Origin of the sequence: Pseudomonas sp. GV105, assembly GCF_003058185.1 — a bacterium.
Lineage (GTDB): Bacteria > Pseudomonadota > Gammaproteobacteria > Pseudomonadales > Pseudomonadaceae > Aquipseudomonas > Aquipseudomonas veronii.
Genome location: NZ_QBUF01000014.1, coordinates 169932 through 189899, shown reverse-complemented (window position 1 = coordinate 189899; position 19968 = coordinate 169932). Strand labels below are relative to the sequence as shown.

The window sequence follows — 19968 nt, the reverse complement described above, 5'->3', positions numbered from 1 at the left end:
CGATGAAAACAATACAAAAGCAACTGGGGCTGGCCGGCCTGCTCTGCTCCAGGCTGGTGTTGGCCGACGATGCTGTCACCAAGGTCACGGACCCTCACTTCAAACTCGCCCCGGGCTATCTTGACTCGGCCGACTTGCCACTGCGCCTGGCATTGCTTGGCGCCCCGCCAAAGCCCGACTCTGCAGCGCTCGCGCGGGATGAGGAAGCACGCCGAGCGGCGCTGTCGCTGCGAGGTACGGCCCGGGAGAAACTCGCGGCAGCGGATGCCGAGCTGTCATTTCCGGGTCCGGCGAAAGCATTTTCCTGCGCGATGGGCACACCGATCACCGAAGAAAACACACCGCATCTTTATACCTTGATGCAGCGCACCCTGACGGATGCGGGCGGTTCCACCTATGCCGGGAAAAACGCCTACAACCGCACCCGCCCATTCGTGGCGCACAACGAAGGAACCTGTCGTAAAGACATGGAACCGTTGCTGCGCACGGATGGCTCCTGGCCGTCCGGCCACTCCGCTGCCGGTTGGGCCTGGGGGCTGTTGCTGGCCGAGATTCAACCCGCACGCGCCACTGAATTGATGACTCGCGGGCTGTCATTCGGCCAGAGCCGGGTCATCTGCGATGCTCATTGGCAGAGCGATGTGGACGCAGGCCGCATCATGGGGGCTGCGACCGTGGCGAGTTTGCATAGTAATCCGATGTTCCTGGCGGACCTGGCGGCCGCGAAGGAAGAGGTCAAGGCCGCTCAAAAAGCGGGGCTCAAGCCTACAGAGGACTGTGCGGCCGAGGGTGTGGCGCTCTCGCTGACTCAGCATTGACCGGAGAAACACCATGATGCACAGCGACAACCCACGCTCGGCGTTGCGGCGCAAACATGCACGCCTGGCATTGGTGGCTGGCGCCTTGGCGGTAGCCGCGTCCGGTTTGCCAACAAGGGCCATGGCGGCCGACGGCGATGGCTGGACCTTCAACGGTGGGCCTTACGTGTGGGGCGCCGGCATTCGCGGACATGTGGGCCATAGCAGCACCGGAACCCAGTTTATAAAGTCCGATTTCGCGGATATCGCACGCACTGTGGATATGTCGGCGATGCTGATGGGCGAGGCGCGACGCGGCCCATACAGCGTACTCGCCGACCTGATGTACATCGACACCGACACCCGCAACCGTCTGCCGGCGGACGCCCCCGCGTCCAAACTTGAGGTGGAAAGCAAGACCGCCTCCGGGTTCCTGGGAGGCGGGTACACGGTGTTGGGTGATGAAAGCCGTCGGTTGGATGTCGCGGGTGGCGTGCGCGTCTGGTACAGCGGCACCACCATCCGCCTGCATGGTGGGCCGGCTGGCGGTTCCTCTGGCTCTGACAATGCGACGTGGGCAGACGCCATGGCGGGCCTGCGAGGGCACTATGCAGTGAATGATCGATTCTGGCTGTCATCCTGGGGGATGGTGGGCACCGGGCAGTCCCGGGAAGACTGGGACCTGGCAGCGCTGGCAGGCTGGGAGTTTTCACCCGGGTTTTCAGCGGTGCTCGGCTACCGGGCCATGGGGGTTGATTATCGTCACGATGGCTTTGTCTACGACATTGTCCAGAAGGGGCCGCTGTTGGGTATCAGTGGGCGATTCTGAGGACAAATCATCGCCCATGGTTAACAGTCAGCAAGCTCCACGCCAAACGCCTCGACCGCTGACAGGTCAAAGTGTTTCAGGATTGACGATCTAGCCTACAGAGCCCTCCTCCTTCCCGCGGCGCTTTTTCCTAACGCCCGGGAAGACCGCTCCTCTCGCCCAGCCCACGTGTTCTTCGGTATAAACGTTCGCTTTCTGCGTTGCGAACGGACTCCCATGAACGCCATAAAACTGATTTTCCTGCTGATCATTTTTCCCCTGCTGCTGGCCGGCGTTGGAGCATGGCAATTGCAGCGCGCCACCGAGGGCGCACAGGTTCCCGACCAAGCCCAAGCCTATGTCAACGTGATGAAGCCCGTGCTGAAGAGGTGGGTGGAAGAAAATCCGACGGTGCCCATTACGGTGGGCAGTGACGCCCTCAGCCCGGAGCAGTTTCTCTCCCGACTGGCGCGAATCGAGGCCGAGCTGCCCACCGCGCGCCAACTCAATCGCGTCTTGCGCACGCTGGCACCCTGGGTGATGGGGCTCGGACTGCTCGCCGCGGCGATCGGCGTGGCCGCGCTGGCCGGTACGCAATGGGCGGGGCGGCGCGCGCAGCAGTCGCGAGAACAGTTGCTGCAGGTATTTTCCCTGGGCAGCCGGTTGTTGCCCTACGTACTGGTAAGCCAGGTGGTGGCGATGGCGGCGACGCTCGCCTTGGTGCTGAGTTATGAGGGCCTGGCGCTGTGGCATATCGGCCGGTTGGGCCGGGGCGAAGTCAAGCTGATGGGGTGGCTGGGGGTAATCGCGGTAATCTGCCTGTATTCGATCTGGCTGCTGCTCAAACAACTGCGGCATATGCTGGTGATGTTCGAGCCCACGCCGCTCGAGATGTTCGGCCGGGTGGTGACGGCTGAACAGGCGCCCGGGTTATGGCGCCAGGTGCGCGAGTTGGCCGACAGATTGGGCGCGTTGCCGCCGGATCATATTGTGGTCAGCCTCGCCCTGGGCTTTTACGTGACCTCCAGCCCCGCCACGGTGCGGCCCGCTGAAACGCCGCTGCACGGGCGCACCCTGCATGTGCCGCTGCTGTACCTGGGGTTGCTGAGCCGCGAGGAAGTCGACGCCGTGATCGGCCATGAGCTGGCACATTTTGTCGGCGAAGACACCGAGTACAGCCTGCGCTTTGTGCCGATCTACGATGGCGTCAGCCGCAGCCTGGAGACGCTGGCGCAGACCATGATGAACAGCGATCTGATCCAGGGTTGGTTGATGCGCCCGTCGTTCCTGTTCGGGGTGTTTTTCATGCAGCGCTTCGATCATGCGGTGAACCGCTGGAGCCGTGAGCGCGAGTTGCTGGCCGACGCCGCCGGTGGCCGCTTGGCAGGCAATGCGGCAGTAGCCTCGGCGCTGTTGCGCATATCGGTGTTGCAGACGCCTGTGGAAGACGTGCTACTGGCCCATTGCGACACCCCCGTTGAGGGCGATGTGCTGAACGCCGCCCTCGCCGCGTTGCAAGGCCAAGAATTGCAGGCACCCGACGAAGCGCTGGAAACGCATCAACCCCACCCGACCGATTCCCACCCCTCCAACGGCGAGCGCCTGCACGCATTGCGTGTGCCCTGGGCCGACGCCATGCACAGCGCCACCCGTGGCGTGGACGCAGAGGCTGCGAGCCGGCAAATCGATGCCCTTTTCAGCGCGGCGCACCCGCTGCGTGAGCAACTGTCCCACGACCTGATCGCCGCAGCGGCCTGCGAACACACCGCTCACACTCATCTGCTGGAAACCCTGGCCGCCTCGGCGCAAGGCGAACATGCCCTGCACGAAGGCGGTCGCCGACGTGCCGTGTTAATGGCGGTGTTGGCGCTGCCGTTTATGTTGTTAGGGCTGGCGATGATGAGCGAGCCCTGGCTTGCCCCGGAGCGCTTGAAAGGCACGGCGCTGTCCGCCGTGGGTGCCGGGGCGGGGATTGCCAGCATTGCGCTGATATTTCTGTGGCTGGGCATCCGCCGGTTCAAACGCGCGCCGCAGACCGCGTTGCGCCTGACGCCGGAACATTTCGTGTTTGCCAATCTGGCGCAACCGCTGCCCATCGAACACATCGCCACTGTCACGCTGCAGTTTGTCCAAGGCATCTGGGTGACCGTCGAACTCACGCCCGAGGCGCCGTTGCCCGAACTGCGCAAAACCGCATTCGGCGTACCCGGTGCGCGGGTCAACCGCAAGAAACGTCAGGTGCTGTTGCAGATGGCGCAGTTGTGCATCGACAACAAGAAGATCGAACCCTATGAAGGCCTGACGCTGATGACCGACTACGTCAACGCATCCCTCGCCCGCAAGATTCTGCAAAACCGGCAGGACTGAACCCGCGACATAAAAAAACCCCGAACCAGTCGGGGTTTTTTATCGCCTGCAATCAGGCGCGACGCCGGATCAATTAGAAAACGTTGATCGGGTAGTCGGCGAACAGGCGGAATTCGTTACCGCCTACGTTGTAGTTGCTGGCGTTGTTGGAAACGCGCAACCACGAGGCACGAGCACGCAGGCTCAGGTCTTTGACCGGGCCGCTCTGAACGACGTACTTGAACTGGTTCCAGATTTCACGCTCGGTGCCATCGCCACGACCGCTGCCGTCGTCGATATTGGTACCGCGCACGTAGGCCACGTTGTAGGTCAGGCCAGGCATGCCGAAGGTAGCGAAGTCGATGCCGTAGGCCGCTTGCCACGAACGCTCGTCCTTGCCGTTGAAGTCGGACCAGTAGGAGTTGGCCAGCAGGATGGTGTTGCCGCCGTCGCCGATGCCGCCATCGTTGCGGTAGCCGCCGTACAGGTAGCCGGTGTCGCCGGTGCTGCGCTGGTGAGCGACGGTGAAGCTGTGCGGACCAACAGCCCACGTGGCGCCCAGGCTCCAGATTTTGTTGTCGCGCGCGTCTGCATCACCTTGGTTTTCCAGGGCGAAGCTGCGATCCAGCTTGGTCTTGTAGCCGTTGAAGTCAAACGTCAGCGACTGCTTTTCCGGCAGGGCCAGTACGTAGTTGACGTTCACGTATTGCTTCTTCAGCACGTCCTGCATGTCGGAGGCGTACAGCGCTGCCGACAGGCTTTCGGTGAATTTGTAGCTACCACCGATGTAATCGATGCTTTTCAGACGGCCGCTGTCGGTACCTTCAGCGCTCTTACGCGCTTCCTTGGTGAAGTGGCCCCCATCCAGTTGCAGACCTTCGATCTCTTTGGAAACGATCGAGGTACCGGTGTAGGTTTCCGACAACAGACGAGAGTTGTCGTAAGCCAGCACGGGCACGTTCGGGAACTGGTCGCCGTACTTGAGCACAGTGTTGGACAGGCGGAACTTCACCGCCGCGCCGCCTTTGGCCAGGTCGTTGGCGGCCGAGCCGCTGTCGCCTTGCTTGAAGAAGTCGATACCGCCCGCGCCGCTGCGGCCTTTACCGCCGTCCAGGCGAATGGCGTACTGGCCAATCACGTCCACACCCACACCGACGGTGCCTTGGGTGAAACCGGACTCGAACTTACCGATGAAGCCTTGGCCCCATTCGGCTTTGTCTTGCTTGCCATTCTTGTAGTCACGGCTGATGTAAGCGTTACGTGCGGCGATGTTCAGGTGGCTGTCTTCAACGAAACCCTTGGATTGCTCCTGGTCGTTTGCCATGGCTGTCGATGCGCTCAAAATCCCCAGAGCGATCAGACTCATCCGTTGTTTCAACATTTCTTATATTCCTTATTACTGGTTGAGTACGCGCTATGACACCAGGCTCCGTATTGCTGTTTTGGTGTCGACTTTTTCCGAAAAAAACAAAGCCCGCGGACGACTGAACTGCCGCGGGCCTTTTCTTATTGGTTGAGTCATGGCTGTTAGCCACAGGCGTTGGACGCAATGCTAGTCTCGCGTTGAACTATGTGTCAATTTCGCTAATCGTCTGTATTTAGGCAAAAAAATTCTAAGCCACGGCCTACAGCGCTTCGGCCATCGCCTGGAAATCTTATCCATACAGAAAAAATACGGACTCACTAACATATTTTATAAGTCGAACGCGTGGGAACAGGCACGCGCACAAATGCAAATAATTGTCATTATTTTCAAGTAAGGTCTTATGCGCTTAAGCGAGCCATGTGACGCAGATTCAGCCCGAAGATCTGTCGTCACATCATGGTGAGGGGAACCTGCTGTTTCTAAGACTGAACCGACTTTAAACGGGGGCCTGCTCGCGACAGGTATAGCTCAATCACTTATTCAGTGAAGGGCACACCGCAATGGCGAACGTGCTCCCTCGCCGATGGTTGATCGGCGAGTTCTCAGTTATTCATCAATTCGCACAATGCGTGCATTTCTTCGTCGCTGAACAAGCCTGCCGGGTAGCGCTCACTCATCACACTGAATAAATCAGGCGGCTGCCTGACCTGCCGTGAGCCATGTGCCTTCAACCAGAGCGCCAGCGCATGGATTTCGTCACTGTTGACTCGCACGGGGTGGAACGTGCGCGTGTGCATCAAGTTGATATCGACATTCATTTCAGCGCTCTCTCCTACTGCGTGAGCCGCTAACTTACTCAAGGTTTATGACAGAACTGCGCAGTCATCACCGTGGGCCACTGTGACAATACCAATACAAAAGCTATGCCAATGTGCAGTATTTATAGGCAGTTGGACACAAAAAAGCCCACGGCCTTACGGGGCCGCGGGCTTGCTGTGAACGCTAGAACCGAGTGGCGCCCGGTCGTCGCTCCGACGTTGTTACAACCGCACTCAGTTTTTCTGCGGGGCAGGCTGTTGTTGGGTCAGGCAATGGATATTGCCCCCACCCAGTAACAGTTCGCGGCCCGGCACCATCACTACTTCGTGCTGCGGGAACAGGTTCTGCAGGATTTCGCGGGCCTGGTTGTCCAGCGGGTCGTCGAAGCTCGGCGCGATGATGCCGCCGTTGACGATCAGGAAGTTGACGTAGGAACCGGCCAGACGCACGGAAGGGTTGCGCTCCTGGCTGCCGTCCACCGGGTCCACACCCGCGCACTCAGCTTCGGTGGCATAAAGCGGCCCCGGAATCGGCATTTTATGCACTGTGAACGAGCGGCCCCGGGCATCGGTGCTGCTTTGCAGTACGTCCATGGCGGCGTGGCAGCGTGAGTAGTTCGGGTCTTGCGGGTCGTCGGTCCAGGCCAGCAGCACTTCGCCCGGGCGTACATAGCAGCAGAAGTTATCCACATGGCCGTCGGTTTCGTCGTTGAACAGGCCGTCTGGCAACCAGATGATCTTATCCACAGCCAGGTTGGCGCTCAGCACAGCCTCGATGGCTGCACGGTCGAGATGCGGGTTGCGATTGCGGTTGAGCAGGCATTCTTCGGTGGTGATCAGGGTGCCTTCGCCGTCGACATGAATCGAGCCGCCTTCCAGCACAAACCCTTCGGTGCGGTAGCGCGGCGCACGCTCGATCTCGAGGATCTTGCCGCCGACCTGCGCGTCACGGTTCCACGGCGCATACAGGCCGCCGTCAAAACCGCCCCAGGCGTTGAAATCCCAGTTCACGCCGCGCACTTCGCCACGGTTGTCGATCACGAAAGTCGGGCCGGTGTCGCGCACCCAGGCGTCGTCGCTGGACATTTCCACCACGCGGATATTGGGCACGTCGAGGCGGGCGCGGGCGTTTTCGTACTGGCCGGCGGAAACCGCCACGGTGACCGGCTCGAAACGCGCGATAGCCTTGGCCACCGCCACGTGCGCGGCCTGCGCCGGCTTGCCACCCAGGCGCCAGTTGTCCGGGCGCTCGGGCCAGATCATCCAGGCCTGGGTCTGTGGCGCCCATTCGGCAGGCATATGAAAGCCATCGGCGCGAGGTGTGCTGTGCAGGGTGGTCATGGCGATCAGGGCTCCGAAAGGGTGAAGGCCGACTTTATAACCGATAAAAATCGGCCTTAAAAGCATCAAAACAACATAGTCGATAAATATGACAGCATTTAATCGATAACAATCGATTATTTACAACTGTTCGTCCAGCACCTTCGACAGCATGTCGACAAAGAAATCCACACTGCGTCTGGAGGTGACCATCGGCGGCTTGATCTTGAGAATGTTCAGGTAATCACCGGTCGGCTGCATGAAAATCCCCAGCTCACGCAAGCGGTCGCACAGCAGTGTGGTCTCTTCGGTGGCGGGTTCCAGGGTATGCCGGTCGCGCACCAGCTCCAGGCCCAGATAGAAGCCGGAACCATGAACCGCGCCGACCAACGGGTGACGGTCGATCAGGGCTTCCAGCCGCGCCTTGAAATGCGCGCCGACCACTTGGGCGTTTTCCCAGAGCTTTTCTTCCTCCATCACATCCAGCACCGCCATGCCGATCCGGCAACTGACCGGGCTACCCCCCGATGACGAGAAGAAATACCCCTCGGCCTCCAGCGCCTCGGCAATCTCGCGACGGGTGATCACCGCCCCCAACGGCTGACCGTTGCCCATGCCCTTGGCCATGGTAATGATATCGGGCACCACGCCCTGCTCTTCAAAGCCCCAGAAGAAATGCCCCATGCGGCCATAACCCACCTGAACCTCATCGGCGATGCACACGCCACCTTGGGCGCGCACCAACGCATACACCTGCTGCAAATAGCCCGGCGGCAGGGAGATGCCCCCGGCATTGCCATACACCGGCTCACAGATGAAACCGGCCAGTTGGCGCTGGCTCGCGGCGATTTTCGCCAGGTTATGTTCCACACTTCGCACGTAATCCGGCGCGCTGTCCTGCCCGCGGAACTCACCGCGATAGCTATTGGGCGCGGTCACCGGGTGAACCCAGTCCGGACGACTGCTCAGGGCCTTGGGGTTGTCGGCAATCGACGTGGACACCGCATCCGCCGCCACCGACCAACCGTGGTAGGCCTCCAGCACACTGAGCATGTCGCGCCCGCCGCTGTAGGCCCAGGCCAGGCGGATGGCCAGGTCATTGGCCTCGGTGCCGCTGTTGACCAGGAAGACCCGGTCCATGCCGTCCGGCGCCAGCGCCAGCAAGCGCTCGGAGAATTCGGCAATCGCCGCATAGTGAAAGCGCGAGTTGGTGTTGAGCAGCGACCACTGCCGCGCCGCCACCGCCGCCATGCGGGGGTGACCATGGCCGAGCACGGCGACGTTGTTGAGCATGTCCAGATAGGAGCGCCCCTGCATGTCGATCAGATGGTTGCGCCAGCCTCGTTCGATGCGCGGCGGATCGACGTAATAGTGCTTCTGCGAGCGCGCGAAGCTGGCATCGCGTCGCGCCAGCAGGGCTTGGGGGTCGAGCTCGGGTTCGGCATCGCAGGCCAGCCCCAGCAGCACCGAGGGTGACGGGCATAGCGCTTGCCACGCCGACGCCCGGCTCGGCGTGCAGAACAGCGGTGGCTCAACGTCGGCGCGGCACCATTGCACGGTCAGGGGGGCATGGACCTCGCCCAGTATTTGCCCCTCCACCACCGCCGCTCCCGCGCTCAATGAGGTGCTTACACCCCACAAGCGCAGGCTCAACGGACCATCCTGCACGCACAGCAAGCCATCGGCACCGACACGCAGCACCCCAGCGAAGGGCGCCTCCACCGCTGTACCGTGGGGCAGGTGCAACTCGACATGCAGCGGGAACGTCTGCGGTTCCGTGGCGCTGTCCGGGCAGGTGCGCGACAAACGGTATTGGCCGTAGCGACTGGCGGCCAACCCGTGAACCGCCGCAGCCTCGTCCAGTAAGCGTCGGTCAATCCCCGGCTGTTCCCAATTACCCGCTTCGAAGTGTGGGCTGAGCACTCCCAGGTCGATCAGCGCGAACTCGCGTCCCACCAGCCCCGGCAAGAGCGGCGCGAACCCCTCGCTGGCGATCGGTGGCAGCGTCTGCCCGACACAGAGCAGGATCGCCGCCTCCATCAATTCAAACGGCACCGACGTTGCAACCTGGAAAATTTCCCACTCATGCTCGGCGTTTTTCAACAGGTAGTCGTTATCGGGGTCCAGGCGTTGCTGCTGTTCGCTGCTGAGCACCAGCACCGCCGCACGGGCGACGATCAGCGGCCATAGCGCCTGCAGTTCTTCGCGTTGCAACGGCGTAACGGCGTGACAGGCCTGGATTGCCGGTAAAATGGCAAAGGGATCGCCCTGGGCATGGTGCAGCAAGGCGGCGCAGGTCACCGACAGGTCGGCGATGCGCCAGGTGTGCACCAGATCGCCGAAATCGATCACCCCCTGGATCTGCCAATGACGCAGGGCATCGCGCTGCCAGACCACATTGTCATCGGTAATGTCCATGTGTACCGCTTGCCACGGCAAGTGATCCGCCAGGGGCCGAATGCGCTCACCGACCTGCTCGGCGACTTGCTCCAATGCCGCGCGGTGGGGCAGGTCTGGCAGGGTCGCCAGCAGGTGGCTGATCAGTTCCTGCGCGTGGCGCGGGTCCCATTGCAGGGTCCGCTCCAGGCCCGGATGCGCAAAATCGGCCAGCGCCTGGCTCATCCGCCCGCACAAGTCACCGAAGCCTGCGATGACCTCGCGGCCCACGTGAGGCAGGTGGGTCAAGGGCTGGCCGTCGATGTAATCCAACAGCCGCAGGTGCAGGGTTTGCCCGTCGACGGTCACGGTCAGCAGGTCCTCACCGGTCAGGGCCTTGATGACTCGGGGGACGCGCAACCCGTCCTGCGTCTGCAAGGCGTGGAGCGCGGCATGCTGGGCGTGCAATTCGACGGCGGCGTAGTCGCCCAGGCAGATTTTCAGAACAAAGCGGCCATGGTTGGTGTCGATGCTGTAGTTGAGGTCTTGTTGGCTGCCAAGTGATTGCAATGTGCCGCCAAGGCCATAATGCCGCTCAAGCAAGTGTGCAGCCTGATCGGGCCCCACTTGCGGGCAAAGCAGGCTGGTGCGATGGATCAACGTGGCAAGCAACATGATGAGGATCTCTATTTTTATCAGGCGCCTATATCGCCATTGTTGATGGGGGTTAAGCAACCCCCCAACGTGCCGCGCTTGCACAGATCCGCGTCACAACTCAAGCTATGCTCCATTCGCTAAATGTCCGTCTAAGGAAAAGGCCCCCCGACATGCGTATTCTTATCACCGGTGGTGCCGGTTTCATTGGCTCTGCCCTGATCCGCCACCTGATTCAACACACCGAGCACGAAGTGCTCAACCTGGACAAACTGACCTACGCCGGCAACCTGGAGTCGCTGACCAGCATCGCGTCCAACAGCCGCTATGAGTTCGTCCAGGCCGATATCGTCGACCAGGCCACCGTCAGCGCCGTGCTCGCGCGCTTCGAGCCCCAGGCGATCATGCACCTGGCGGCCGAGTCCCACGTGGACCGTTCCATCGACGGCCCGTCGGATTTTATCCAGACCAACATTGTCGGCACCTACAGCCTGCTGGAAGCCGCCCGCGCGTATTGGCAAACGCTCGCAGAACCGGCCAGGAGCGCGTTCCGCTTCCACCACATCTCCACCGACGAGGTGTATGGCGACCTGCACGGCGTAGACGATCTGTTCACTGAAACCACGCCCTACGCACCCAGCTCGCCCTACTCGGCCAGCAAGGCCGCGTCCGACCACCTGGTTCGCGCCTGGCAGCGCACGTATGGCCTGCCGGTATTGCTGACCAACTGCTCGAACAACTACGGGCCGTTTCATTTCCCCGAGAAGCTGATCCCCCTGGTGATCCTCAACGCCCTCGCTGGCAAGCCGTTGCCAGTCTACGGCGACGGCTTGCAGGTCCGCGACTGGCTGTTCGTCGAAGACCACGCCCGTGCGTTGCTCAAGGTGGTGACCGAAGGCGTGGTCGGCGAGACCTACAACATCGGCGGCCACAACGAGCAGAAGAATATCGACGTGGTACGCAGCATCTGCGCCCTGCTGGAAGAGCTGGCACCGCAACACCCGGCCGGTGTCGCGCATTTTGCCGACCTGATCACCTTCGTCAAGGACCGCCCCGGCCACGACCAGCGCTACGCCATCGATGCCAGCAAGATCGAACGCGAGTTGGGCTGGGTCCCGCAAGAAACCTTTGAAACCGGGCTGCGCAAAACCGTGCAGTGGTACCTCGATAACCTGGAATGGTGCCGCAGGGTCCAGGACGGCAGTTATCAGGGCGAACGATTGGGCAATACCGACATGAAGGATCTGATTGCATGACAAAGGGAATCGTATTGGCCGGCGGCTCCGGCACCCGTTTGCACCCCATCACCCTGGGCGTGTCCAAGCAACTGTTGCCGGTGTATGACAAGCCGATGATCTACTACCCGATCTCGGTGCTGATGCTCGCGGGAATCAAGGACATCCTGGTGATCTCCACGCCGGTGGACTTGCCGCAATACCGCAATCTGCTGGGGGATGGCAGCCAGTTCGGTGTGCGTTTCAGCTATGCGGAGCAGCCGTCGCCGGACGGTTTGGCTCAAGCCTTCATCATTGGCGAAGCATTCATCGGCGACGATCCGGTGTGCCTGATCCTGGGCGACAATATTTTCCATGGCCAACACTTCGGTGATCAACTGCGCACCGCGGCCGAACGCCCGTCCGGCGCCACCGTGTTCGGCTATTGGGTCAAAGATCCAGAGCGTTTCGGCGTAATCGACTTCGACAAAGAGGGCCGCGCCCTGTCGATCGAAGAGAAGCCGGCGAAGCCGAAATCCAGCTATGCCGTAACCGGTCTGTATTTCTACGATAACGACGTGATCAACATCGCCAAGGCGGTCAAGCCCTCGCCACGCGGAGAGCTGGAGATTACCGACATAAACAATGCTTATCTCCAACGCGGCGACCTGCATGTAGAGCGCTTCGGCCGTGGCTTTGCCTGGCTCGACACCGGCACCCACGACAGTCTGCTCGAAGCCTCGACCTATGTGCAGACCATCGAGCACCGCCAAGGGCTGAAAGTTGCCTGCCTTGAAGAGATCGCTTACGAGAATGGCTGGATCGATCGTGACCATCTGCTGGAACGCGCCAAGTACTTTGGCAAAACCGGCTACGGTCAATATTTGTACACGCTCGCAGGGGAAGCTGAATGAATGTAACCGCCACTGATTTGCCCGGTGTATTGATCTTCGAGCCGAAGATTTTTGGCGATGAGCGCGGCTTTTTCTACGAGAGCTTCAACGCCCGGGACTTTGCCCAGGCCACAGGTTTACAACCACAGTTTGTGCAGGACAACCACTCACGCTCGCAAAAAGGCGTGCTGCGGGGCTTGCACTATCAGATCGAACACGCCCAGGGCAAACTGGTACGCGTGACAGCGGGTGAAGTATTGGATGTGGCGGTGGATATCCGCCGCAGTTCGCCTAATTTCGGCAGGTGTGCCAGCGTGCGCCTGTCTGCCGACAATAGCCGCCAATTGTGGATTCCACCGGGGTTCGCCCACGGCTTTGTGGTCCTCAGCGACTACGCCGAGTTTCTCTACAAGACGACCGACTACTACACGCCTGCCGCAGAGCGTTGCATTCGCTGGAACGACGCTGAACTCGACATCGATTGGCAGTTGGACGGCACACCGACATTGTCCGCCAAGGATCAGAACGGCAAAGACCTGAGGGACGCGGAGCTATTCCCTTGAGCAGCCGCCTTAAAATTCTGATCACCGGCCAACACGGCCAACTCTCCCAAGAGCTGCAACAACGACTCCTGGGCCTGGGCGAACTCATCGTGCTGGGCCGCGACAGACTGGACCTGGCTCACGTCGACCAGATCCGCCAGCAAGTGCGCGCCCATCGCCCCGACCTGATCATCAACGCCGCGGCCCACACCGCGGTCGATCAGGCCGAAAGCGAGCCGGACGCGGCCTTCGCGATCAACGCCACCGCGCCCGGCGTTCTCGCCGAGGAAGCCAAGGCCTTGGGCGTGCCGCTGATCCATTACTCCACCGACTACGTGTTCGACGGCAGTAAACCTGCGCCCTACACCGAAGCCGACACACCCAACCCGCTGGGCGTCTACGGCCAGAGCAAGCTCGCCGGTGAGCAGGCGATCGTGGCAGTCGGGGGCGAATACCTGATCCTGCGCACCAGTTGGGTCTACTCCCTTCACGGCAAGAACTTCCTGTTGACCATGCAGCGTCTGCTGCAAGAAAAACCGCAGATGCGGATCGTCGCCGACCAGATCGGCGCGCCGACCTGGGCCGGCACCATCGCCAACAGCACCCGCGCGTTGATCGAGCGCTGGCAGGCCGGGCAAGCGGGCGACTGGGGTGTCTATCACCTGACCGCCCAAGGCGAAACGTCGTGGTTCGGCTTCGCCCAGGCGATTGGCGAGCACCTGCGCGCCACAGGCAAACCCTGCGCCGACCTGGAAGCGATCCCGTCCAGCGCCTACCCGACGCCGGCCAGGCGCCCACTGAACTCGCGCCTCGATTGCAGCCGCCTGCAACAGCAGTGGCAGGTCAGCCAGCCGCTGTGGCAAGACGCATTGCGCGAGTGTCTTGCACAGCAGCACTAGGCATAATGCGCCTGTACCCTCAGGCGCATGACTCCCATGACCCCACCCCTCCCGCGAAGACCCCGCTGGCGCAGCCTCGCCCTGTTGGCGCTGTGCCTGGCGCCGCTGCTGTGGCCGCTGGAGCACCTGGCCGAGCGCTACTACCGCAGCGAACTGGCCGGGCAGAACCGCCAGACCCTCGACCTGTACGTCGCCAACCTGCTGGGCACCCTGCACCGCTATGAAGTGCTGCCGCAGATCCTCGGCGACTTGCCAGCCCTGCGCACCGCGCTGGCGGCACCGCAGGTCAGTACCAACCTGGCCAACGCCAACCTGTTGCTCAAGGACGTCGCCGCCCAGGCCGGGGTCGAAGTGATGTACCTGATGGACACCACCGGCAAGACCCTCGCTGCGTCCAACTGGGACAAGCAAGACAGCTTCGTCGGGCGCAATTTCTCGTTCCGCCCGTATTTCAGCGAAGCCATGGCCGGGCGCCTGGGCCGGTTCTTCGGCTTGGGCACCACCTCGGCCAAACGCGGCTACTTCTTCGCCGCCGCGGTGCGCGATGGCGAGAAAGTCATCGGTGTGCTGGTGGTCAAGGTCGACCTGGACCACACCGAAAGCCTATGGGGCAACACCCCCGAGCAACTGCTGGTCACCGACCACAACGGCGTCGTGATCCTGACCTCGCGCCCGCAATGGCGGTTCCGCGCCACCCGGCCACTGACAGACGAAGAGCGCCAGGCGATCATCGCGATCCAGCCCTACCCGACCCGCGATCCGCAACCGCTGGCCTTGAGCCCGACGGCCTGGCTGCGCCAATCCACGGCCATCGCCGAAACCGGCTGGAACGTGGAGATCCTCGCGCCACAATCGTTGATCAACCGCCCGGTACGCACCGTAGTCGCGGTGGGCGGCGCCACGCTGTTGGTGCTGATGTTGCTGCTGGGCCTGATGATGCAGCGCCGTCGACACTACCTGGACCGCATCGCCTTCGAAGCCAAGGCCCGACGCGAACTGGAAATGCGCGTGGCCGAGCGTACCAGCGACCTGGAAGGGCTCAACCGACGCCTGAAACAGGAAGTGCTGGAGCGCGAACATGCGCAGCAGGAACTGGTGCGCGCCCAGGACGACCTGGTGCAGGCGGGCAAACTGTCGGCGCTGGGCACCATGTCGGCGAGCATCAGCCACGAGCTCAATCAGCCCCTGGCGGCGATTCGCAGCTACGCGGAAAACGCCGAAATCCTGCTCGACCATGAGCGAACCGACGACGCGCGCGGCAATCTCAAACTGATCAGCGAGCTGACCGGCCGCATGGCCTCGATCATCGCCCACTTGCGCGCGTTCGCCCGCCGCGATCGGCATGCGCCGGAAAGCGTCGCCCTGCAACCGGCGCTGGACGACGCGCTGGCGTTGCTGGCCAAGCGGCGGCGCGCGATGGAAGTCGAGCTGATCCGCGATTTGCCCGAGGCGACCTTGTGGGTCGAGGCCGGTGAAACCCGCCTACGCCAAGTGCTGGGCAACCTGCTGGCCAATGCCCTCGACGCCCTCACCGAAAAAGGCCCGCCGCGCAAACTCTGGCTGAGTGCCGAAACCACCGAGCAGGGCGTCAACCTGTACATTCGCGACAACGGCCCGGGGTTTTGCATGGAAGCCCTGGGACGCGCCAGCGAGCCGTTCTATACCACCAAGACCCGCACCCAGGGCCTCGGGCTGGGCCTGGCGATCTGTGACACCTTGATGCGTGCCTTTGGTGGCGAACTGCTGTTTGCCAACCACAAGCAAGGCGGCGCGCTGTTAACCTTGAAATTGCGTGCCGGCTCGCCGGGCGTCAGTCTGCAACCGTCCGAGGACCGCAGTGTATGAGTATCGATAACCAGATTCAGGTGGTGTTGATCGACGACGATCCACACTTGCGTCAGGCCCTGTGCCAGACCCTGGACCTGGCCGGGCTGAAAGTCCTGCCCCTGGGCGAAGCCACCGGCCTCACCGCGCAGCTGTCGCGGGATTGGCCGGGCGTGGTGGTCAGCGATATCCGCATGCCCGGCATGGACGGCCTGGAGTTGCTGGCCGAGCTGCACGGCCAGGACCCGGAGCTGCCGGTGCTGCTGATCACCGGCCACGGCGATGTACCGCTGGCGGTGCAGGCCATGCGTGCCGGTGCGTATGACTTCCTCGAAAAGCCGTTCGCCAGCGACGCCCTGCTCGACAGCGTGCGCCGCGCCCTGGCCCTGCGCCGGCTGGTGCTGGATAACCGCAGCCTGCGCCTGGCCCTCAGCGATCGCCAGCAATTGAGCACGCGCCTGGTCGGGCATTCCCCGCAAATGCTGCGCCTGCGCGAGCAGATCGGCGCGCTGGCGGCAACCAAGGCCGATGTACTGATCCTCGGCGAAACCGGCGCCGGCAAAGAGGTGGTCGCCCGCGCACTGCACGACTTGTCGAGCCGGCGCAGCGGGCCTTTCGTGGCGATCAACGCCGGGGCGCTCGCCGAGTCGGTGGTCGAAAGCGAGCTGTTCGGCCACGAGCCGGGCGCCTTTACCGGCGCGCAAAAACGCCGCATCGGCAAATTCGAATTCGCCAACGGCGGCACATTGTTCCTCGACGAAATCGAAAGCATGAGCCTGGATGTGCAGGTCAAGCTGCTGCGCCTGCTGCAGGAGCGCGTGGTCGAGCGCCTGGGCGGCAATCAACTGATCCCGCTGGATATCCGCATCATCGCCGCCACCAAGGAAGACCTGCGCCAGTCCGCCGACCAGGGCCGCTTCCGCGCCGACTTGTATTACCGCCTCAACGTCGCACCGTTGCGCATTCCGCCGCTGCGTGAGCGCGGTGAAGATGCGCTGATGCTGTTCCAGCACTTTGCCGACGAAGCCAGCAGCCGCCATGGCCTGCCGCTGCACGAATTGCAGCCGGGCCAACGCGCGCTGCTGCTGCGCCACAGTTGGCCGGGCAATGTGCGGGAATTGCAGAACGCCGCCGAGCGCTTCGCCCTGGGCCTGGAGTTGGCGCTGGACAACACCCCGGACAATCTCTCCGCCGGCCTGCTGACCTCCACCCCCGGCGGCCTGAGCGAACAAGTCGAACAGTTCGAAAAAAGCCTGATCGCCGCCGAACTGAGCCGCCCCCACAGTTCCCTGCGCAGCCTCGCCGAAGCCCTCGGCGTACCGCGCAAGACCCTGCATGACAAACTGCGCAAGCACGGCCTCAACTTTGCCGACAGCGCCAGCCACAGCAGCGACGACGAATAACCCACCCTATCCGCCAAGAGGCCGCCATGAGCCGCGACAGCCGTTACCTGGAATCTATCCTCCACCACGACATCCCCCTCACCCGGGAAATGGGCCTCAAGGTGCTCGACTGGCAAAACGGCCAATTGCAACTGCACTTGCCCCTGCAAGCCAATATCAACCACAAGAGCACCATGTTCGGCGGCAGCCTGTACTGCGGCGCGGTCTTGGCGGGTTGGGGTTGGCTGCACTTGCAGTTGCGTGAAGAAGGCATTGAAGACGGGCATATCGTGATCCAGGAGGGGCAGATCAGTTACCCGCTGCCGGTCACACGAGACGCGACCGTGATCTGCCAGGCGCCGGAGGAGAAAGTGTGGAAGCGCTTTGTGGCGACGTACAAGCGCCATGGCCGCGCACGGTTGACCCTGGAAACGTGGATTGTGAATGACGGCAGTGACGAGCGGGCGGTGGTTTTCAGCGGCCAGTACGTCCTGCACCGCTAGCCGCCGCGCCACAAAACAAAGTGGGAGCAAGCCCCCCCTACATTTTGATCTGCTGAGGCCTTAAGCGCGGGCCAGGGTGAGCAGACGTTCGCGCCACGCGGCTTTGGCCGGCAGCGCCAGGAAGAACGGGTTCAGCAACGATTCCCGCGCCGGATAGCTGAACGGCTCGCCGCTCAACTCCAGCACTTCGCCGCCCGCACCTTCGAGCACGCCCTGGGCTGCGGCGGTATCCCACTGGGAGGTCGGCGCCAGGCGCGGGTAGCAATCGGCACTGCCTTCGGCCAACAGGCAAAACTTCAACGAGCTGCCGATATTCGCCAGCTTCAACTCACCCAAGCCTTCGCTCAAGCCCTGGAGCAAACGCTCCTGCTCAGGGCTGCTGTGCCGGCGGCTGGCAACCACGGTAAACGCCTCGCCGGCGGCCGGGGCCAGGCGCACCTGGATCGGCCTGGGCGCTTCGTTCACATCGGAGCGCCACGCCCCCAGGCCCGCGCCGCCAAAGTAGCAACGGCCGCTGGTGGGCATCGACACCACGCCAAACACCACGCGGCCCTGTTCGATCAACGCGACGTTGACAGTGAATTCATCGCTGCCGGAAATGAATTCCTTGGTGCCATCCAACGGGTCCACCAACCACCAGCGCTGCCAGCCGGCACGCACGCTCTGGTCGATATCGGCGTCTTCTTCAGAAAGCACCGGGATGCTCGGGTCCAGCGCGGTAAGGCCGGCGAGAATCAGATGATGAGCGGCAAGGTCGGCCGCCGTCACGGGTGAATTATCGGACTTGGACGTCACGGCCACATTGGCGCGCCAGAACGGCATGATGACTTCACCGGCCTGGCGCGCCAGCTCGATCACCGGGGCAATGAATGGGTGGCCTAAAAACAATTCGCTCATGCGCTGAACACTCCACGCTGGGTCAACAGGTCTCGTACCAGGTACAGCGCGGCCAGGGCACGGCCTTCGCTGAACTGCTCGTTTTGCGCCAGTTGCGCCAGCTCGCGCAGGTTGACCCGGTCTACACGCATCGGCTCGGGTTCATCGCCTTCCAGGCGTTCTTCATACAGATCGGTGGCCAGTACCACCTGGATTTTCTGGCTCATGTAGCCAGGCGACAGCGAAAGCTCGGTGAGGTGCTCCAACTGGCGTGCGCCATAGCCGGCTTCTTCCTTGAGTTCACGATCCGCCGCCGCCAGCACATCCTCGCCCGGCTCGATCAAACCCTTGGGCAGCGAAAGCTCGTATTCGTCGGTCCCGCCGCAGTATTCCTCCACCAGCAACGCATGCTCGGCGTCGATCATCGCCACGATCATCACCGCGCCGTAGCCGGCACCGCGCCCCACCAGGCGCTCGTAGGTCCGTTCTACGCCGTTGGAAAAGCGCAATTGCACTGCTTCCACGCGGAACAAACGGCTACTGGCGACTATTTCGCGGGAAAGGACGGTGGGTTTCTGGCGCATAAGCGGCTCCTTGGGGTGATCGGGTTACTATACCGTGGCTTTTCCGATTGTCTGTGTCGGATATCTTTACTTACGTGAGAACGCCCCATGCCCTCTTTGCCCTGGCACGCCATCGACACCGTCCTGCTGGACATGGACGGCACCCTGCTCGACCTGCATTACGACAACCACTTCTGGATGGAGCACCTGCCCCAACGCTACGCCGAGCTGCATGGGGTGAGCCGTGCCATGGCCGAGATGGAGTTGCAGCCTCTGTTCGAGCGTAACGCCGGCCAGTTGCAATGGTATTGCCTGGATTTCTGGAGTGCCGAGCTGAAAGTCCCGGTGCGCGAACTCAAGCAGGAAACCGCCCACCTGATCGCCCTGCGTGCGGATGCCGATACGTTTCTGGCGGCGATCCGACAGGCCGGCAAGCGCGTGATCCTGATCACCAACGCGCACCGTGATTCACTGTCATTGAAGATGGAACGCATCGAGCTGGCGCCGTATTTCGAGCGGATGATCAGTTCCCACGACTACGGTTTCGCCAAGGAAAACCCACAGTTCTGGGACGCCCTGCAGGCCGATATCGACTTCGACCCGGCGCGCAGCCTGTTTATCGACGACACCTTGCCGATCCTGCGCAGCGCCAGGGACTTCGGCGTGGGGCATTTGCTGGCGGTGAAAGAGCCGGACAGCAAAAAAGGGCCAAAGGACACCGGGGAATTTGCGGCAGTCGAGGATTATCGGGATCTCATTGTCGGACTCTGAACCCATGTGGGAGCAA

17 protein-coding genes are annotated in these 19968 nt (G+C 62.2%); 11 read left to right on the top strand and 6 right to left on the bottom strand.

Annotated features, from left to right (window positions below; translation table 11 throughout):
- Window positions 1-2 precede the first annotated feature (2 nt).
- The 3 genes from C8K66_RS24990 (at window position 3) to C8K66_RS24980 (ending at window position 3972) form a co-directional block, all read left to right on the top strand.
- Window positions 3-818 carry a phosphatase PAP2 family protein gene (locus C8K66_RS24990; protein ID WP_108526229.1) on the top strand — a complete coding sequence of 272 codons (816 nt, stop codon included), beginning with the start codon at window positions 3-5 and terminating at the stop codon, window positions 816-818.
- A gap of 13 nt (window positions 819-831) precedes the next feature.
- A complete protein-coding gene (locus C8K66_RS24985; protein ID WP_057005779.1) occupies window positions 832-1626 on the top strand; it encodes a hypothetical protein in 795 nt (264 codons plus the stop codon).
- A gap of 216 nt (window positions 1627-1842) precedes the next feature.
- Entirely contained in the window at window positions 1843-3972 is a 2130-nt protein-coding gene (locus tag C8K66_RS24980) for a M48 family metallopeptidase (protein WP_108526227.1), read from the top strand.
- A gap of 73 nt (window positions 3973-4045) precedes the next feature.
- On the opposite strand, the gene C8K66_RS24975 is transcribed toward C8K66_RS24980, so the two are convergent.
- The 4 genes from C8K66_RS24975 to C8K66_RS24960 all read right to left on the bottom strand — a co-directional run bounded on the left by C8K66_RS24975 (window position 4046) and on the right by C8K66_RS24960 (window position 10506).
- Window positions 4046-5332, bottom strand: coding sequence for an OprD family porin (locus tag C8K66_RS24975; RefSeq protein WP_046385033.1), 1287 nt, complete (start codon window positions 5330-5332; stop codon window positions 4046-4048).
- Window positions 5333-5919: 587 nt separating this feature from the next.
- Window positions 5920-6135, bottom strand: a complete 216-nt coding sequence (locus tag C8K66_RS24970; RefSeq protein ID WP_017848546.1) for a hypothetical protein — start codon at window positions 6133-6135, stop codon at window positions 5920-5922.
- A 234-nt stretch (window positions 6136-6369) separates the two neighbouring features.
- Entirely contained in the window at window positions 6370-7476 is a 1107-nt protein-coding gene (aguA, locus tag C8K66_RS24965) for an agmatine deiminase (protein ID WP_079442641.1), read from the bottom strand.
- Window positions 7477-7596: 120 nt separating this feature from the next.
- Window positions 7597-10506 carry an aminotransferase gene (locus C8K66_RS24960; protein ID WP_108526225.1) on the bottom strand — a complete coding sequence of 970 codons (2910 nt, stop codon included), beginning with the start codon at window positions 10504-10506 and terminating at the stop codon, window positions 7597-7599.
- Window positions 10507-10658: 152 nt separating this feature from the next.
- On the opposite strand from C8K66_RS24960, the gene rfbB reads away from it, so the two are divergent.
- Genes rfbB through C8K66_RS24925 form a run of 7 tightly spaced genes read left to right on the top strand, consistent with a single transcriptional unit; the run spans window position 10659 to window position 17742 of the window.
- Window positions 10659-11741, top strand: a complete 1083-nt coding sequence (gene rfbB, locus C8K66_RS24955) for a dTDP-glucose 4,6-dehydratase (protein ID WP_046385036.1) — start codon at window positions 10659-10661, stop codon at window positions 11739-11741.
- On the top strand, window positions 11738-12613 hold the full coding sequence (rfbA, locus tag C8K66_RS24950) for a glucose-1-phosphate thymidylyltransferase RfbA (protein ID WP_017848550.1): 876 nt from the start codon (window positions 11738-11740) through the stop codon (window positions 12611-12613). The genes rfbB and rfbA overlap by 4 nt, the downstream gene beginning before the upstream one ends.
- Entirely contained in the window at window positions 12610-13155 is a 546-nt protein-coding gene (gene rfbC / locus C8K66_RS24945; protein ID WP_108526223.1) for a dTDP-4-dehydrorhamnose 3,5-epimerase, read from the top strand. The genes rfbA and rfbC overlap by 4 nt, the downstream gene beginning before the upstream one ends.
- Window positions 13152-14033, top strand: coding sequence for a dTDP-4-dehydrorhamnose reductase (rfbD, locus tag C8K66_RS24940; RefSeq protein WP_108526221.1), 882 nt, complete (start codon window positions 13152-13154; stop codon window positions 14031-14033). Before rfbC ends, rfbD begins: the two co-directional genes overlap by 4 nt.
- Before the next feature lie 36 nt (window positions 14034-14069).
- Window positions 14070-15878, top strand: a complete 1809-nt coding sequence (locus tag C8K66_RS24935; RefSeq protein WP_046385040.1) for an ATP-binding protein — start codon at window positions 14070-14072, stop codon at window positions 15876-15878.
- Window positions 15875-17260, top strand: a complete 1386-nt coding sequence (locus tag C8K66_RS24930) for a sigma-54 dependent transcriptional regulator (RefSeq protein ID WP_046385041.1) — start codon at window positions 15875-15877, stop codon at window positions 17258-17260. Before C8K66_RS24935 ends, C8K66_RS24930 begins: the two co-directional genes overlap by 4 nt.
- A gap of 26 nt (window positions 17261-17286) precedes the next feature.
- A complete protein-coding gene (locus C8K66_RS24925; RefSeq protein ID WP_046385042.1) occupies window positions 17287-17742 on the top strand; it encodes a thioesterase domain-containing protein in 456 nt (151 codons plus the stop codon).
- 60 nt (window positions 17743-17802) lie between these two features.
- Here C8K66_RS24925 and cysQ read toward each other — a convergent pair whose 3' ends face one another.
- Together cysQ and nudE are read right to left on the bottom strand one after the other, a co-directional pair.
- On the bottom strand, window positions 17803-18639 hold the full coding sequence (gene cysQ, locus C8K66_RS24920; RefSeq protein ID WP_046385043.1) for a 3'(2'),5'-bisphosphate nucleotidase CysQ: 837 nt from the start codon (window positions 18637-18639) through the stop codon (window positions 17803-17805).
- Window positions 18636-19202: an ADP compounds hydrolase NudE gene (gene nudE / locus C8K66_RS24915; RefSeq protein WP_017848557.1), complete on the bottom strand. Its 567-nt coding sequence runs from the start codon at window positions 19200-19202 to the stop codon at window positions 18636-18638. The genes cysQ and nudE overlap by 4 nt, the downstream gene beginning before the upstream one ends.
- Window positions 19203-19289: 87 nt before the next feature.
- On the opposite strand from nudE, the gene yrfG reads away from it, so the two are divergent.
- Entirely contained in the window at window positions 19290-19952 is a 663-nt protein-coding gene (gene yrfG / locus C8K66_RS24910) for a GMP/IMP nucleotidase (protein WP_108526219.1), read from the top strand.
- The last annotated feature ends 16 nt before the right edge of the window (window positions 19953-19968 follow it).